This is a genomic window from Xenophilus arseniciresistens (assembly GCF_028023875.1).
Taxonomy (GTDB): Bacteria; Pseudomonadota; Gammaproteobacteria; order Burkholderiales; family Burkholderiaceae_C; genus Xenophilus; species Xenophilus arseniciresistens.
In genome coordinates this window covers 334,450-349,142 of sequence record NZ_JAQIPB010000002.1, presented here as the reverse complement: position 1 = coordinate 349,142, position 14,693 = coordinate 334,450, and the positions used below count along the sequence as shown (strand labels likewise).

The window sequence follows — 14,693 nt, the reverse complement described above, 5'->3', positions numbered from 1 at the left end:
CTTCATTCAGTGCGCGCGGGCGGCCAGGACCGGCGCGGCCTTGCTGGCGTCGTCGTCCGAGGGGGTGGCAGCGGGCGCGGCCTGGGCCGGCTGCGGGCCTTCCTTGTGCAGTGCGCGCACCACCAGGCCCACGGGGCCGGTCTGCCACCAGTGGCGCACGCCGCGGCGCGGCTGGCCCATGGCCTGGGTGATGCGGTCCAGCATGATGGCCAGCAGCACGATGCCCAGGCCGCCCACGGTGGCCAGGCCCATGTCCAGTCGGCCGATGCCGCGCAGCACCATCTGGCCCAGGCCGCCCACGGCGATCATGGAAGCGATCACCACCATCGACAGCGAGAGCATCAGCGCCTGGTTGATGCCCGCCATGATGGAGGGCATGGCCAGCGGCAGCTGCACCTTGGTCAGCATCTGCAGCGGCGAGGCGCCATAGGCCTTGGCGGCTTCGATCAGGTCGGGCCGCACCTGGCGGATGCCCAGGGTTGTGAGGCGCACCAGCGGCGGCAGCGCGAACACGATGGTCACGATCACGCCCGGCACGTTGCCGATGCCAAAGAGCATCACCACCGGCACCAGGTAGACGAAGGCCGGCGTGGTCTGCATGGCGTCCAGCACGGGGCGCGCGATGCGGTTGGCTCGGTCGCTCGAGGCCAGCAGGATGCCCAGCGGCAGGCCCAGCACCAGGCAGAAGGCCAGCGAGGTCAGCACCAGCGACAGCGTGACCATGGCTTCGGGCCAGATGCCCAGCATGCCCACCAGCAGCAGCGAAACCACGGCGCCGATGGCCACGGCGCGGCCTGCGAACTGCCAGGCCAGCAGGCCCAGCAGCGCGACCATCGCGGGCATGGGCACGGCCTGCAGCAGGCCTTCCACGCCCGAGAGCGTGCCGTCGATGGGGCCGCGCACGGCCTGGAAGAAGGGACGGAAGTGGGCGACGAACCAGTTCAGGCCGTCGTTGATCCAGGACTGCACGGGCAGGCTGCCGTCCCACAGCTGCGCGAGCGTGAAGCCGTCGCCGCTGCCGCCCGCGGCGGCATCGGGCGCGGGCGTGCCCAGCCAGTCGCTGCCGGCCGCGCTGTCGGGGGTGCCGGTGGACCAGGCGTCGCCGCCGGCCGCGGGCGCGCTTTCAGCAGGGGTGGCGGGCGTGGCGCCGGACCACGGGTCGGTGGCTGCGGGCGCGGCCGGCGGCGCGTCGGGCGCGGCGGTGCTCCACGGGTCGGTTTCTGCCGGGGTCTGGGTGTTCGTGTTGTCGTTCATCCGGATGGGCTCCTCGGTGTTCAGTCGCTGCTCTTGTCCATGAAGCGCAGCAGCGTGGTCTTGCTGATCGCGCCCACGTAGCGGTTGTTCTCGTCGACCACGGGCAGCGGCCAGGGCGATTGCGCCACCTGGCCGAACAGCTCGTTGAGCGGGTGCACGGCGGCCACGGTCTGCACGTCGGGCAAAAAGGCGTGCTGCAGGCCCAGCGTGCCTTCGTGGTTCTTGAGCGCGGTGCGCAGCGAATCGGCCGAGACCATGCCCAGAAAGCGCTGCTGCGTATCGACCACGTAGGCGAACTCGCGGTCCTGGTCTTCGAGCAGCTTCAGGGCCGGGCGCGCGCCGCGGTTGGGGTTCTCGGACACCACGATCTGGCTGCGCCGTGCGATGTCGGCGGCCTTGAAGACCTTGGCCGCGTCCACGCCGCGCACGAAGTTGCGCACGTACTCGTCGGCCGGCTGGCGCAGGATTTCCTCGGGCGTGCCCACCTGCACCACCTGGCCGTCCTTCATGATGGCGATGCGGTCGCCGATGCGCATGGCCTCGTCCAGGTCATGCGAGATGAAGACGATGGTGCGGCGCTTGACCTGCTGCAGCCGCAGCAGCTCGCTTTGCATGTCGGTGCGGATGATCGGGTCCAGCGCCGAGAAGGCTTCGTCCATCAGCAGGATGGACGGGTCCGAGGCCAGCGCACGGGCCAGGCCCACGCGCTGCTGCATGCCGCCTGAAAGCTCGTCGGGGTAGCTGTCGCCCCAGCCGGCCAGGCCCACCTGGGCCAGGGCGTCGTCGGCCGCGACCAGGCGCCGGGCCTTGGCCACGCCGGCCAGCTCCAGGCCGAAGGCGGTGTTCTCGCGCACCGTCATGTGCGGCATCAGCGCGAAGGACTGGAACACCATGCTGATGTCCTTGCGGCGCAGCGCCCGCAGCGCGCCGCTGCCGTGTTCGAAGATGTCCTGGCCGTCGATCACGACGCGCCCGGCACTGGGCTCGATCAGCCGGTTGAGCAGGCGCACCAGCGTGGACTTGCCCGAGCCCGACAGGCCCATGATCACGAAGATCTCGCCGGCCTGGATGTGGAAGTTGGCGTCGAACACGCCGATGGATTGGCCGGTTTCGGCCAGGATCTCCTGCTTGCTCCTGCCCTGGCGCACGAGCGCGAGGGCGGCCTTCGGCTCGTCGCCGAAGACCTTGAAGACGTGGTCGATCTGGATGTCTTTTGCCATTGCGGCGGGCCTCCTCGGGAAAAGGCTTGATGCAATGGCCGTCTGGAGGAAAGTCGTTCTTGTTGTGCGCAGACGGCCGCGGACCGGCAGCCGCAAGGCAGGCACTGAAGACGACGAAGCCGCAACCAGCGCCTGTCACACACCGTGGGGGTCCATGCAGCGGCCTGGTCGAGGGGGCTGCCTGGGGCGGTGTGACGCGGCGTCGGGTGGCTGGCGGAGCCAGCCGGGAGGGCCGGGCAGGGCCCGGCAGGGATTCCGGCGCCGCGACGGGAGTCAGGATGCTCCGCGAGTAGCGCTCGGATCGCCGGCTCACGCGGAGCCGACTGGTCAAGAAGCGCGATTATAAGTTGGTTTCAAAGTTGATGCAAATTGCACTCAGATGGCAGCGAAATGTTGCTTAAAAAATGCCGATGCAACAAAGCTGCCTGCCCAGGCCTCAGCGGTGTTCTGCGGGCACGCCGACCGAGTGCATCAGCTTGTCGGTGTAGGCGATGGCAATGGCCGAGAGCAGGAAGGCCAGGTGGATCACCGTCTGGGCGATCAGCACCTTGTCGGTGTAGTTGCCGGCGTTGATGAAGGTCTTGAGCAGGTGGATGGAGCTGATGCCGATGATCGACAGGCCCAGCTTGACCTTCAGCACCGAGGCGTTCACGTGGCTCAGCCACTCGGGCTGGTCCTCATGGCCTTCGAGGTCCATGCGGCTGACGAAGGTCTCGTAGCCGCCCACGATCACCATGATCAGCAGGTTCGAGATCATCACCACGTCGATCAGCGCCAGCACCACCAGCATGATCACGGTCTCGTTCAGCGCCGTGGGCATCACGTCGGGCTTGTAGCCGATGCTGGTGATCAGGGCCTGGAGGGCATGCTGGTTACCGAAGGCCGCCTCCACCAGGTGCCACAGCTCGACCATGAAGTGCATCACGTACACCGCCTGCGCCACGATCAGGCCCAGATACAGCGGCAACTGCAGCCATCGGCTGGCGAAGATCAGGCGGGGCAGGGGGCGCATGCGCGTGGCGCGCGCCGCAGGCGAATCCATGGGGGAAGGGGCGGACATCGAGGGGAGCGGGAGCGAAGAAGGCGCGGATTCTAGAGGCGGCCCTGTGACGCGAATCCCGCTGGCGGGCGGCAATTCCGGCGCGCGGCCGGGTCTTTGCCGGGTTGCGAAAGCGGCCCGGGGCGCAGGCGGCCCTGCGTCAGTGCGCAGTAAGTGGCACAGACCAAAGTTGTGGTCCCGGCATGCGCATGCGGGCCGGGCCGGGTGCGTCGCATGGGAGGAGAATGCGCCGGCCAAACCACAACGACATCAGGAGCAAGACAACATGAGTTCCTCTTCGACCATCGAATCCGTGCTGGTGGAGAACCGGGTGTTTCCCCCGGATGCACGGGCCACCGAAGGTGCGCGCATTGCCGGAATGGCCGCCTACGAGGCCCTGTGCCAGCGGGCTGCCAGCGATTTCGAAGGCTTCTGGGCCGACCAGGCCCGCGCCAACGTGGTGTGGAGCAAGCCCTTCACGCGCACCCTGGACGAGTCGAGGGCACCTTTTTACAAGTGGTTCGACGACGGCGAACTCAATGCCAGCGCCAACTGCCTGGACAAGCACATCGGCACGCCGGTGGAGAACAAGACGGCCATCGTCTTCGAGGCCGACGACGGCACGGTCACCAGCGTCACGTACAAGGAACTGCTCGCACGCGTGAGCCAGTTCGCCAATGCGCTGAAGACGCAGGGCATCGCCAAGGGCGACCGCGTCATCATCTACATGCCCATGACCATCGAGGGCGTGGTGGCCATGCAGGCCTGCGCGCGCATCGGCGCCACGCACAGCGTAGTCTTCGGCGGCTTCTCGGCCAAGGCGCTGCAGGAGCGCATCATCGACGCGGGCGCCAAGGCCGTCGTCACGGCCAACTTCCAGATGCGCGGCGGCAAGGAACTGCCGCTCAAGGCCATCGTGGACGATGCCATCGCGCTGGGCGGCTGTGACACGCTGCAGACCGTGCTGGTCTACGAACGCACGGCCTCGGCCTGGAACCGCGTCGAAGGCCGCGACAAGACCTTTACCGAAGTGCTGCAGGGCCAGAGCAGCGAATGCGCGCCGCAGCCCGTGGGCGCCGAGCATCCGCTGTTCATCCTCTACACCTCGGGCTCCACGGGCAAGCCCAAGGGCGTGCAGCACGCCACTGGCGGCTACCTGCTGTGGGCCAAGCTCACGATGGACTGGACTTTCGACATCCGACCCGAGGACGTGTTCTGGTGCACCGCCGACATCGGCTGGATCACCGGCCACACCTACGTGGCCTACGGCCCGCTGGCCGCGGGCGCCACGCAGGTGGTGTTCGAGGGCATCCCCACCTTCCCGCACGCGGGCCGCTTCTGGCAGATGATCGAGAAGCACAAGGTCTCGATCTTCTACACCGCGCCCACGGCCATCCGCTCGCTGATCAAGGCGGCCGATTCCGACGAGAAGGTGCATCCGAAGAACTGGGACCTGGGCAGCCTGCGCATCCTCGGCTCGGTGGGCGAGCCCATCAACCCCGAGGCCTGGATGTGGTACCACGTCAACGTGGGCCGCGAAAAGTGCCCCATCGTCGACACCTTCTGGCAGACCGAGACCGGCGGCCACGTGATCACGCCGCTGCCGGGCGCCACGCCGCTGGTGCCGGGCTCGTGCACCCTGCCGCTGCCGGGCATCATGGCCGCCATCGTCGACGAAACCGGCAAGGACATCCCCAACGGCTCGGGCGGCATGCTGGTCATCAAGCGGCCCTGGCCTTCGATGATCCGCACCATCTGGAACGACCCTGAGCGTTTCAAGAAGAGCTACTTCCCCGAAGAGATGGGCGGCACCATCTACCTGGCCGGCGACGGCGCCGTGCGCAGCGCAGACCGCGGCTACTTCCGCATCACAGGCCGCATCGACGACGTGCTCAATGTCTCGGGCCACCGCCTGGGCACGATGGAGATCGAATCGGCGCTGGTGGCCAAGACCGACCTCGTGGCCGAGGCCGCGGTGGTCGGCCGGCCCGACGACGTGACCGGCGAGGCCGTGTGCGCTTTTGTCGTGCTCAAGCGCTCGCGGCCGACGGGCGAGGAGGCCAAGGCCATCGCCGCCGAACTGCGCAACTGGGTGGCCAAGGAAATCGGCCCCATCGCCAAGCCCAAGGACATCCGCTTCGGCGACAACCTGCCCAAGACGCGCAGCGGCAAGATCATGCGCCGCCTGCTGCGCAGCATTGCCAAGGGCGAGGCGATCACGCAGGACACCAGCACGCTCGAGAATCCCGCCATCCTGGAGCAGTTGGCGCAGTCCAACTGACGCCGGCCCGTCGCCGCCCTGGCGACCTCGCCTGACACCCGGCCCGGGCCCGTGGCTGACATGGTCCCGGGCCGCCTTGCGTTACAACACAGCCTTTTGAGTGAAGACAAGGAGAGGACACATGGGTGTACGAACGGGCATCTTGCTGGTGGTGGTGCTGTTGATTGCGGGCCTGGCGGCCTTGAACTGGGCCACGCTGGCCACGCCCGCGGCCGTGTCGCTGGGCTTCATGCAGGTCAGCGCGCCGCTGGGGCTGCTGATGCTGGGCCTGACGACCCTGCTGGGTCTGATGTTCCTGGTGTATGTGATCTACATGCAGGGCACGGTGCTGGTGGACGCGCGCCGCCACACCAAGGAAATGCAGGCCCAGCGCGAACTGGCCGACAAGGCCGAAGCCTCGCGCTTCACCGAGCTGCGCAACTTCCTGGCCGAGCAGGAGCGCCAGCACATGGCCCAGAACGGCGAACGCCATGCCGCGATGCTGGCGCGCATCGAACGCCTGGAAGAGGCGCTGCGCCTGCAGGCCGAGCAGGCCGACCGCACGCTGGCCGCCCACATGGGCCAACTGGAAGACCGGCTGGACCGCGGGGCGCCGGCGGCAGCGCCGGCCGTGGTCGTGCCCCCGGCCGAGCCGCGCGACGAGCTGTTCGTGCGCGGCTGATCCGGCGGACCGGCCTTGTTGCGCTGAGTTACATTCAGGCGGGCCGGCGCGAGGCGTGACCATCCGGGGGCACGCACGCAGCCCAAGGTGACGGAGGTGCGGGTATGGGGTTTCTGGCCATTGGCGTGCTGGGCTTGCTGCTCAAGTACCTGGAGGTGGGCTTCGTGGCGGGCCTGAGCTGGTGGCTGGTGCTCAGCCCCTTTGCGATGGCGCTGGCCTGGTGGGCCTGGGCCGACGCCACGGGCTACACGGCGCGCAAGGCCATGGAGCAGGACGAGCGCCGCAAGCAGGCGCGCATCGACCGCCAGCGCAGCCAGCTGGGCATGCTCAACAGCCGCTCGGGCCGCGGCAAGAAGCGCTGAGGCACACGCACATCACCCAACGAAGAAGGGGCGCCTCGCAGCGCCCCTTTCTTTTTTGCGTCGCGGGCCGCGGCCCGCGCGATGTGTCTCACTGCGGCTGGAAGCCGCTGGCCTTGATGATGCCGGCCCAGGTCTGGGTGTAGCTGCGCACGCGGCCCGAGAACTGGCCCTGCGGCTCGTAGCCCACGGTCAGGCCCAGGTCGGTGAGCTTGGTCTTCACGTCGGGCATGGCCAGCACCTTCTGCAGCGCGTTGCCGAACTTGTCGACGATGGGCTGGGGCGTGCCGGTGGGCGCGAACACGCCATACCAGGGGTAGTCGTTCAGGTTGCTGAAGCCCAGCTCGGTGAAGGTGGGCACCGAGGGCAGCAGCGGGTCGCGCTTGGCGCCGATGGTGGCGACGATGCGCATCTTGCCGGCGCGGTGGTGCTCGATCATGTCGGGCACCGAAGAGATGCCGGCGGCGATCTGGTTGCCCAGCATGTCGGCCATCATCGGCGCACCGCCGCGGTAGGGCGCGGCCTGCAGGTCCAGCTTGCTCTTTTCGGCGATCAGCTTGACCAGGAACTCGGGAATGGAGCCGGGTGCGGGCACGCCGATGGTGTCCTTGCCGCCGCGCTGGGTCTTGACCCAGTTCAGGTACTCGGGATAGGTCTTGGCCGGCGTGCCGCCCGAGACGGCCAGCACGTTGGCGAAGGTGGCGAAGCCGGCCACGGGCACGAAATCGGTGGCCGGGTTGAAGCCCGGGTTCTTGATCACCTGCGGCAGGATCGAGATGCTGTGGTCATGCGTGACGAAGAAGGTGTGGCCATCGGGCGGCGCGGTCTTCAAGGCATTGGCCGCGATCTGGCCGCCCGCGCCGGCGCGGTTTTCCACCACCACCGGCGCACCCAGTTCGTCCTTGAGCTTTTCGGCCAGCAGGCGGGCGATGGCGTCGGTGCCCGCACCCGCCGGAAAACCCACCAGCAGCTTCACGGGCGCGCCGGGCTGGGCCTGCGCCAGGCCAGCGGCCAGCAGGGCGCTGGCCAGAAACGTGCGGCGCAGCAGCTTGCCAAAGTGGGGAATGTTGTCGAAACCCATGGTGACTCCTGAAAAGATGAATGATGCCTAAATGTTTCAGCAAGAAATACGCCTGTTTTCCCTGAACGGCTCATTGATCCGCATATGAAACGAGATTGAGCACCTGTGCGACAGGGCTGCCTGTGCAGGGCGGCGCTTGAAGAGCATCCAACGGGCCCCTATCTCCTGAACAGTTCCAAGCTTTTCACCACCATGCGTCAAGACAAACTCACCACCAAGTTCCAGGAGGCGCTGGGCGACGCGCAGTCGATCGCCCTGGGCCATGACAACGCCTACATCGAGCCCGCGCACCTGCTGCTGGCCATGCTGCGCCAGGACGACGGCCCGCGCGCGCTGCTCGAGCGCGCCGGGGTCAACGTGCAGGGTCTGCAGATCGCGGCCGAAGGCGCCGTCAAGCGGCTGCCGCAGGTGCAGGGCCATGAGGTGGTCCAGGTCGGCCAGGAACTGGCCAAGCTGCTGCAGGCCACCGAGAAGGAAGCCATCAAGCGCAACGACCAGTTCATCGCGGGCGAGTTGTTCCTGCTGGCCGTGGCCGACAGCAAGGCCGACGTGGGTCAGCTGGCGAAGCAGCACGGCCTCACGCGCAAGAGCCTGGAAAGCGCCATCGATGCCGTGCGCGGCGGCCAGGGCGTGAACAGCGCCGACGCCGAAGGCCAGCGCGAGGCGCTCAAGAAGTACACGCTGGACCTGACCGAGCGCGCCCGCCTGGGCAAGCTGGACCCGGTGATCGGCCGCGACGAGGAGATCCGCCGCGCGATCCAGGTGCTGCAGCGCCGCTCCAAGAACAACCCCGTGCTGATCGGCGAACCCGGCGTGGGCAAGACCGCCATCGTCGAAGGCCTGGCCCAGCGCATCGTGGCCGGCGAAGTGCCTGATTCGCTCAAGGGCAAGCGCGTGCTGAGCCTGGACATGGCGGCGCTGCTGGCCGGCGCCAAGTTCCGCGGCGAGTTCGAGGAGCGACTGAAGAACGTCCTGAACGAACTGGCCAAGGAAGAGGGCCAGACCATCGTCTTCATCGACGAGCTGCACACGATGGTGGGCGCGGGCAAGGCCGAAGGCGCGATGGACGCGGGCAACATGCTCAAGCCTGCGCTGGCGCGCGGCGAGCTGCACTGCGTGGGCGCGACCACGCTGGACGAATACCGCAAGTACATCGAGAAGGACGCCGCGCTGGAGCGCCGCTTCCAGAAGATCCTGGTGGGCGAGCCCAGCGTGGAGGCCACCATCGCCATCCTGCGCGGCCTGCAGGAAAAGTACGAAGTCCACCATGGCGTCGACATCACCGACCCGGCCATCGTGGCCGCGGCCGAGCTGAGCGACCGCTACATCACAGACCGCTTCCTGCCCGACAAGGCCATCGACCTGATCGACGAGGCCGCGGCCAAGATCAAGATCGAGATGGACTCCAAGCCCGAGGTCATGGACCGGCTGGACCGCCGTCTGATCCAGCTTCAGATCGAGCGCGAGGCCGTGCGTCGCGAAAAGGACGAAGCCTCGCAGAAGCGCTTTGCGCTGCTGGAGGACGAGATCGCGGCGCTGCAGAAGGAGATCGCCGACTACGACGAGATCTGGCAGGCCGAGAAGGCGCAGGCCCAGGGCAGTGCGCAGATCCGTGAGGAGATCGACAAGCTGCGCTTCCAGCTCGAGGAATACAAGCGCAAGGGCGAGTTCGACAAGGTGGCCGAGCTGCAGTATGGCCAGCTGCCTGCGCTGGAAAAGCGCCTGAAGGAAGCCCAGGACGCCGAGGACGACAAGGGCAAGTCCAGCAAGCCCACGCTGCTGCGCACGCAGGTGGGTGCGGAAGAGATCGCCGAGGTGGTCAGCCGCGCCACGGGCATCCCCGTGGCCAAGATGATGCAGGGCGAGAAGGAAAAGCTGCTGCAGATGGAAGACCGCCTGCATGAGCGCGTGGTGGGGCAGGACGAGGCCATCGCGGCCGTGTCCAACGCCATCCGCCGTTCGCGCTCGGGCCTGTCCGACCCCAACCGCCCCACGGGCTCCTTCCTGTTCCTGGGCCCCACGGGCGTGGGCAAGACCGAGCTGTGCAAGGCGCTGGCCGGCTTCCTGTTCGACAGCGAGGACCACCTGATCCGCATCGACATGAGCGAGTTCATGGAGAAGCATTCGGTAGCCCGCTTGATCGGCGCGCCGCCGGGCTACGTGGGCTACGAAGAGGGCGGCTACCTCACCGAGGCCGTGCGCCGCAAGCCCTACAGCGTGGTGCTGCTCGACGAGGTGGAGAAGGCGCATCCCGACGTCTTCAACATCCTGCTGCAGGTGCTGGACGACGGCCGCCTGACCGATGGCCAGGGCCGCACCGTGGACTTCAAGAACACGGTGATCGTGATGACCAGCAACATCGGCTCGCCCATCATCCAGGCGATGGCCGGGCGCGACCAGCAGGAGATCAAGGACGCGGTGTGGGACGAGTTGAAGAACCACTTCCGCCCCGAGTTCCTCAACCGCATCGACGAGACGGTGGTGTTCCATGGCCTGGATGCCGAGAACATCGCGGCGATCGCGCGCATCCAGCTGCAGGTGCTGCGCAAGCGGCTGGCCAAGATGGACATGGGCTTCGAGGTCGCGCCCGGCGCGCTGGCCGAGATCGCCAAGGTCGGCTTCGACCCGGTCTTCGGCGCGCGGCCGCTCAAGCGCGCCATCCAGCAGCGCATCGAGAACCCGCTGTCCAAGCTGCTGCTCGAAGGCGCCTTCGGCCCCAAGGACGTGGTGCACGTGACCAGCGACCCGATCCGCTCACCCGGCGTGTTCAGCTTCGACAAGAAGCACCTGGACGATGCAGGGCTTGGGGAACCTGTGGCCAATGAGGTAGCCTAAGCCTGATGTTCAATTTTCTGCTTCGCGTCGTTCTCTTCCTCTTCGGCCTGCTGTTCGCGGCCAGCATCGCCGTGGCGGCTTTGCTGCTGCTGGCGGTGTGGGGCGCGCGCATGGCCTGGGCCAAGCTGACCGGCAAGCCGGTCACGCCCTGGACCGTGATGTTCGGCCAGCGCTTCGACCCGCGCCAGGGTTTTGAGCGCTTTCGCGCCGCGGCGGGCGGTGCCGCGCCGCGCGGTCCTTCGGCCGCTGATGTGACGGCCGCCCGCGCGCGTGGCGAATCGGTGCAGAGCCCGGTGGTCAAGCTGGGCCGGGACGGCCAGGGCGACGTGACCGACGTGCGCGCCCGTCCCGTCGACAGCGCCGGCTGATCCTGCCCCCTGCGCGCCCGCGGTTGCGCGGCGGCGCAGGGTGCCCGCCACATCCTGCACGCCATGCGGGCCTGACTGACATGCGCAACCGTCATGCGGGTGGTGTAGGCCCCCATGGATGACGTACAGTGCAGCGCAGGCGGCCTCGTTTTCAGGGGCTGCACACAGAAGGAGCGCACGTGGCCACACCGAATTACGGGTACGAGAAACGGCAGAAGGAACTTGCCAAGAAGCAGAAGAAGGAAGAAAAGGCACGCGCCAAGGCCGAGCGCAAGCTCAACCCCAGCACCCCGGGCCTGATGCCCGGCGACCCGGAGACGGACATGGCCTCGCTCGAGCGCGATCCGCCCTCGGTGCCCGACGAGCCCACGAAGAACGCCTGATCCCGCACCCGCGGCGATCTGTGGCGCGGGCCGCGCACCGCCCTCGCCACGCCGCCAAGGTCAAAGGCCGCTGATCTGCGCATGCAGACCCAGCGGCCTTCGTTGTTTCAGGGGAGCTTCAGCGCAGCAGCTTGCGCAGCTCGGGCCAGACGTTGTCGAGGATCGTCGGGTGCGCGGCGGCCAGCGGATGGATGCGGTCGGCCTGGAAGAGGCTGGCCGCATCGGGCCCATCGGCCACGCCCTTGAGCAGGAAGGGCACCAGGCCCGCGTTCGTGGCCTGGGCCACGCGCGGGAAGATCTCGCCGAAGCGGCGCGTGTAGTCGCTGCCGTAGTTGGGCGGCACCTGGATGCCCACCACCAGCACCTTCGCGCCGATGGCCTGCGAGGCCTGGGTCATCTGGCGCAGGTTGTCTTCGGTGCCCTTCAGCGGCAGGCCGCGCAATGCGTCGTTGGCGCCCAGCTCCAGCACCACCACGTCGGGCTTGTGCTGCGTGAGCAGCCCCGGCAGGCGCGCGCGCCCGCCCGAGGTGGTGTCGCCGCTGATGCTGGCATTGACCACGCGGGCCGGCAGCTTCTGTTCGGCCAGGCGCTTTTCAAGCAGCGCCACCCAGCCCGTGCCGCGCGCGATGCCGTATTCGGCCGACAGCGAATCGCCCACTACCAGCACCACGGGCGCCGCACCCGCGGCCTTGCCCGGGGCCGGCCTGGCCTGTGCCTGCGCCAGCGAAAGACCCGCCGTCGCGAAGGGGAGCGCGAGCGCTGCGCTCAGCATAATGTGACGTCGTTTCAGCCGCATCGAGAACCTTTCATTCATGTCCATGCCCGTCCAGCCATCCATCGTCGCTGTCGAACATGTGTTCAAGTCCGTCAGCGATTCGACCGGGACGCTGGACATTCTGCAGGACATCGATTTCACCCTCGGCGCGCGGGAAACAGCGGCCATCGTGGGTGCGTCGGGCTCGGGCAAGAGCACGCTGCTGTCCATCATCGCGGGCCTGGACGTGCCCACGCGCGGCACCGTGCGCCTGGCCGGGCAGGACCTGTTCGCCATGGATGAAGACGAGCGCGCCGCGCTGCGCGCGCGGCAGGTGGGCTTCGTGTTCCAGAGCTTCCAGCTGCTGGGCAACCTGACGGCGCTGGAGAACGTGATGCTGCCGCTGGAGCTGGCCGACCGGCGCGATGCGCGCACCGCCGCCACCGAGATGCTGGGCCGCGTGGGCCTGGGCCAGCGCCTGTCGCACTACCCCAAGGTGCTGTCGGGCGGCGAGCAGCAGCGCGTGGCGCTGGCGCGGGCCTTCGTGGTGCAGCCGCAGCTGCTGCTGGCCGACGAGCCCACGGGCAGCCTGGACTTCGCCACTGGCGAGCAGGTGATGCAGCTGATGTTCGAGCTCAACCGCGAGCTCGGGACCACGCTGGTGCTGGTCACGCACGACCGCGGCATCGCCGCGCGCTGCGAGCGCCGCATCACCATCGAAGCGGGCCGCGTGGCGCACAACGAGCACGGCGTTCAACTCGCCTCGGCCGCCTGAGCCTGCAGGTCGCAGCGGGCGCCGGCGTGGCGCGCGCGCATCGCTTTCGTGCATCGCGATGCCTTCCCGTGCCCACGCACGACTTGTGCGCGCCGTCCTGCACTGCGGCCTGCCTGGCGGCCTCGATAATCGCGCGCCATATGGCTTCTTCTTCCAAAGTGATCTTCGGGTTCCACGCCGTCAGTGTGCGCATCAAGATGGCGCCGGCGTCCGTGATCGAAGTGCTGTTCGACGCCAGCCGGCGCGACGCACGCATGAAACAGTTCCTCAGCCGCGCACAAGAGGCCGGCGTCCGCCTGATCGAGGCCGATGGCATCCGCCTGGCCAAGCTGGCCGGCAGCCACGGCCACCAGGGCGTGGCCGCCCGCGTGGACGCCGTCACCCGCACCCAATCGCTGGACGATCTGCTCGACGAGCTGGATGCGGCCGGCACCGTGCCGCTGCTGCTGGTGCTCGACGGCATCACCGATCCGCACAACCTGGGCGCCTGCCTGCGCGTGGCCGATGGCGCGGGCGCCCATGCCGTCATCGCCCCCAAGGACCACGCCGCCGGCATCAACGCGACCGTGGCCAAGGTGGCCAGCGGGGCGGCCGAAAGCATGCCCTATTTCATGGTCACCAACCTGGCGCGCACGCTGGGCGAACTGAAGGAGCGCAACATCTGGTGCGTGGGCACCAGCGACGATGCGCCCGGAACGCTCTACCAGTGCGACATGAAGCGCCCCCTGGCGCTGGTGCTCGGCGCAGAAGGGGCGGGCATGCGCCAGCTCACGCGCAAGACCTGCGACGAGCTGGTCAGCATCCCGATGGCCGGCGCCGTCGAAAGCCTCAACGTGTCGGTGGCCAGCGGCGTATGCCTCTACGAGGCGCTGCGCCAGCGGCAGCCGGCGGCCCTTTCCCATCATTGAACGCATCGCAGACAGACAAGGAGATCCCTGTGGCAGACAGCAGCGCGAATCGCGAAGGTTTCGAACTCAACGACAAGCTGGTCTTCGACCTGCAGCTGGCGCTCTACCTGGACCTGGTCGCCGTGCTCGAGCGCACGGGCGTGGTGAGCTACCGGCAGATGGCTGCGCGCGTGCTGAACATCAGCCTGAATGCACGCGAGGACGGCGACAACCGCCTGGCCGATGTGCTGGAGGGCATCGCCAGCGGCTTCTCGCGCCAGGAGGGTGGGGTGTCGGTGGAGCTGCTGAAGGTGGCCGGCGACCTGCGCGACGACGAAGCGCTGGGCGACATCCCGTCACGCCCCGAGGGTCTCTGAACCGGCCTTTCCCAACCCCGCGGCGAGCGCAGCGAAGCCCTCAGGGCACCCACGGGACCGGCTTTGCCGGACCGTTGGGTGCGCCCCCCTCGCGAAGCAGAGGAGGGAGCCGCGAAGCGGCCTGGGGGGTGCTTCACTTCAAGACGGGTCCTTGCTCCGTGTGCGCCCCACGGCACTGAAGATGCCGATGCCCAGCAGGATCAGGGCACCGATGCCGATGTAGAGCGTGGGCACACCCGCCACCGAGGCGCCCCAGACCAGGCCGGCCAGGAAGATCAAAAAGCCGATCATGTACAAGGCAAAGGACATGGGTTCTCTCCGAGGTTTCTGATGCCGCAGAGACTGCCTCGCCACACAAACAAAGGGCCGCAGCAGCGGCCCTTTTTGCATGTCGGCGCCGGCCTACCGGGCGTCGGCGC

General features: G+C 68.0%; 15 protein-coding genes. 9 read left to right on the top strand and 6 right to left on the bottom strand.

Annotated features, from left to right (window positions below):
* Positions 1-6: 6 nt before the first annotated feature.
* The 3 genes from proW to PGB34_RS06220 all read right to left on the bottom strand — a co-directional run bounded on the left by proW (position 7) and on the right by PGB34_RS06220 (position 3,534).
* Positions 7-1,254, bottom strand: a complete 1,248-nt coding sequence (gene proW / locus PGB34_RS06230) for a glycine betaine/L-proline ABC transporter permease ProW (protein WP_271427200.1) — start codon at positions 1,252-1,254, stop codon at positions 7-9.
* Between the two features lie 20 nt (positions 1,255-1,274).
* Positions 1,275-2,474: a glycine betaine/L-proline ABC transporter ATP-binding protein ProV gene (gene proV, locus PGB34_RS06225; protein ID WP_271427199.1), complete on the bottom strand. Its 1,200-nt coding sequence runs from the start codon at positions 2,472-2,474 to the stop codon at positions 1,275-1,277.
* A 436-nt stretch (positions 2,475-2,910) separates the two neighbouring features.
* A complete protein-coding gene (locus tag PGB34_RS06220) occupies positions 2,911-3,534 on the bottom strand; it encodes a TIGR00645 family protein (protein WP_271427198.1) in 624 nt (207 codons plus the stop codon).
* Positions 3,535-3,799: 265 nt separating this feature from the next.
* Here PGB34_RS06220 and acs point away from each other — a divergent pair, with 265 nt between their 5' ends.
* The 3 genes from acs (at position 3,800) to PGB34_RS06205 (ending at position 6,817) form a co-directional block, all read left to right on the top strand.
* Positions 3,800-5,794 carry an acetate--CoA ligase gene (acs, locus tag PGB34_RS06215; protein ID WP_271427197.1) on the top strand — a complete coding sequence of 665 codons (1,995 nt, stop codon included), beginning with the start codon at positions 3,800-3,802 and terminating at the stop codon, positions 5,792-5,794.
* Between the two features lie 121 nt (positions 5,795-5,915).
* Positions 5,916-6,455: a LapA family protein gene (locus PGB34_RS06210; protein WP_271427196.1), complete on the top strand. Its 540-nt coding sequence runs from the start codon at positions 5,916-5,918 to the stop codon at positions 6,453-6,455.
* 104 nt (positions 6,456-6,559) lie between these two features.
* Positions 6,560-6,817: a TIGR04438 family Trp-rich protein gene (locus PGB34_RS06205; protein WP_271427195.1), complete on the top strand. Its 258-nt coding sequence runs from the start codon at positions 6,560-6,562 to the stop codon at positions 6,815-6,817.
* 88 nt (positions 6,818-6,905) lie between these two features.
* Here the strand turns inward: PGB34_RS06205 and PGB34_RS06200 are convergent, their stop codons facing one another.
* Positions 6,906-7,895: a Bug family tripartite tricarboxylate transporter substrate binding protein gene (locus PGB34_RS06200; RefSeq protein ID WP_271427194.1), complete on the bottom strand. Its 990-nt coding sequence runs from the start codon at positions 7,893-7,895 to the stop codon at positions 6,906-6,908.
* A gap of 192 nt (positions 7,896-8,087) precedes the next feature.
* On the opposite strand from PGB34_RS06200, the gene clpB reads away from it, so the two are divergent.
* From clpB to PGB34_RS06185, 3 genes are all read left to right on the top strand, one after another.
* Positions 8,088-10,730 (top strand): ATP-dependent chaperone ClpB, encoded by a 2,643-nt coding sequence (gene clpB / locus PGB34_RS06195; protein ID WP_271427193.1) that lies wholly within the window; start codon positions 8,088-8,090, stop codon positions 10,728-10,730.
* 5 nt (positions 10,731-10,735) lie between these two features.
* Complete coding sequence (locus PGB34_RS06190) at positions 10,736-11,098, top strand: hypothetical protein (protein WP_271427192.1); 363 nt, start codon at positions 10,736-10,738, stop codon at positions 11,096-11,098.
* 179 nt (positions 11,099-11,277) lie between these two features.
* The gene (locus tag PGB34_RS06185; RefSeq protein ID WP_271427191.1) at positions 11,278-11,481 is read left to right on the top strand and encodes a hypothetical protein; all 204 of its coding nucleotides are present in this window, start codon (positions 11,278-11,280) and stop codon (positions 11,479-11,481) included.
* A gap of 118 nt (positions 11,482-11,599) precedes the next feature.
* On the opposite strand, the gene PGB34_RS06180 is transcribed toward PGB34_RS06185, so the two are convergent.
* Positions 11,600-12,253: an arylesterase gene (locus PGB34_RS06180; RefSeq protein ID WP_408647840.1), complete on the bottom strand. Its 654-nt coding sequence runs from the start codon at positions 12,251-12,253 to the stop codon at positions 11,600-11,602.
* Positions 12,254-12,293: 40 nt separating this feature from the next.
* Here PGB34_RS06180 and PGB34_RS06175 point away from each other — a divergent pair, with 40 nt between their 5' ends.
* The 3 genes from PGB34_RS06175 (at position 12,294) to PGB34_RS06165 (ending at position 14,274) form a co-directional block, all read left to right on the top strand.
* Entirely contained in the window at positions 12,294-13,010 is a 717-nt protein-coding gene (locus PGB34_RS06175) for an ABC transporter ATP-binding protein (protein ID WP_271427189.1), read from the top strand.
* A 140-nt stretch (positions 13,011-13,150) separates the two neighbouring features.
* On the top strand, positions 13,151-13,918 hold the full coding sequence (rlmB, locus tag PGB34_RS06170) for a 23S rRNA (guanosine(2251)-2'-O)-methyltransferase RlmB (protein WP_271427188.1): 768 nt from the start codon (positions 13,151-13,153) through the stop codon (positions 13,916-13,918).
* 29 nt (positions 13,919-13,947) lie between these two features.
* Positions 13,948-14,274: a hypothetical protein gene (locus PGB34_RS06165; RefSeq protein WP_271427187.1), complete on the top strand. Its 327-nt coding sequence runs from the start codon at positions 13,948-13,950 to the stop codon at positions 14,272-14,274.
* Between the two features lie 138 nt (positions 14,275-14,412).
* Here the strand turns inward: PGB34_RS06165 and PGB34_RS06160 are convergent, their stop codons facing one another.
* Positions 14,413-14,583, bottom strand: a complete 171-nt coding sequence (locus PGB34_RS06160) for a hypothetical protein (protein WP_271427186.1) — start codon at positions 14,581-14,583, stop codon at positions 14,413-14,415.
* Between the last annotated feature and the right edge of the window lie 110 nt (positions 14,584-14,693).

Bases quoted from the DNA above. Each gene is read 5' to 3' on its own strand.
- proW (WP_271427200.1), bottom strand. From the start codon at position 1,254: ATGAACGACAACACGAACACCCAGACCCCGGCAGAAACCGACCCGTGG.
- proV (WP_271427199.1), bottom strand. From the start codon at position 2,474: ATGGCAAAAGACATCCAGATCGACCACGTCTTCAAGGTCTTCGGCGAC.
- PGB34_RS06220 (WP_271427198.1), bottom strand. From the start codon at position 3,534: ATGTCCGCCCCTTCCCCCATGGATTCGCCTGCGGCGCGCGCCACGCGC.
- acs (WP_271427197.1), top strand. From the start codon at position 3,800: ATGAGTTCCTCTTCGACCATCGAATCCGTGCTGGTGGAGAACCGGGTG.
- PGB34_RS06210 (WP_271427196.1), top strand. From the start codon at position 5,916: ATGGGTGTACGAACGGGCATCTTGCTGGTGGTGGTGCTGTTGATTGCG.
- PGB34_RS06205 (WP_271427195.1), top strand. From the start codon at position 6,560: ATGGGGTTTCTGGCCATTGGCGTGCTGGGCTTGCTGCTCAAGTACCTG.
- PGB34_RS06200 (WP_271427194.1), bottom strand. From the start codon at position 7,895: ATGGGTTTCGACAACATTCCCCACTTTGGCAAGCTGCTGCGCCGCACG.
- clpB (WP_271427193.1), top strand. From the start codon at position 8,088: ATGCGTCAAGACAAACTCACCACCAAGTTCCAGGAGGCGCTGGGCGAC.
- PGB34_RS06190 (WP_271427192.1), top strand. From the start codon at position 10,736: ATGTTCAATTTTCTGCTTCGCGTCGTTCTCTTCCTCTTCGGCCTGCTG.
- PGB34_RS06180 (WP_408647840.1), bottom strand. From the start codon at position 12,253: ATGCTGAGCGCAGCGCTCGCGCTCCCCTTCGCGACGGCGGGTCTTTCG.
- PGB34_RS06175 (WP_271427189.1), top strand. From the start codon at position 12,294: ATGTCCATGCCCGTCCAGCCATCCATCGTCGCTGTCGAACATGTGTTC.
- rlmB (WP_271427188.1), top strand. From the start codon at position 13,151: ATGGCTTCTTCTTCCAAAGTGATCTTCGGGTTCCACGCCGTCAGTGTG.
- PGB34_RS06160 (WP_271427186.1), bottom strand. From the start codon at position 14,583: ATGTCCTTTGCCTTGTACATGATCGGCTTTTTGATCTTCCTGGCCGGC.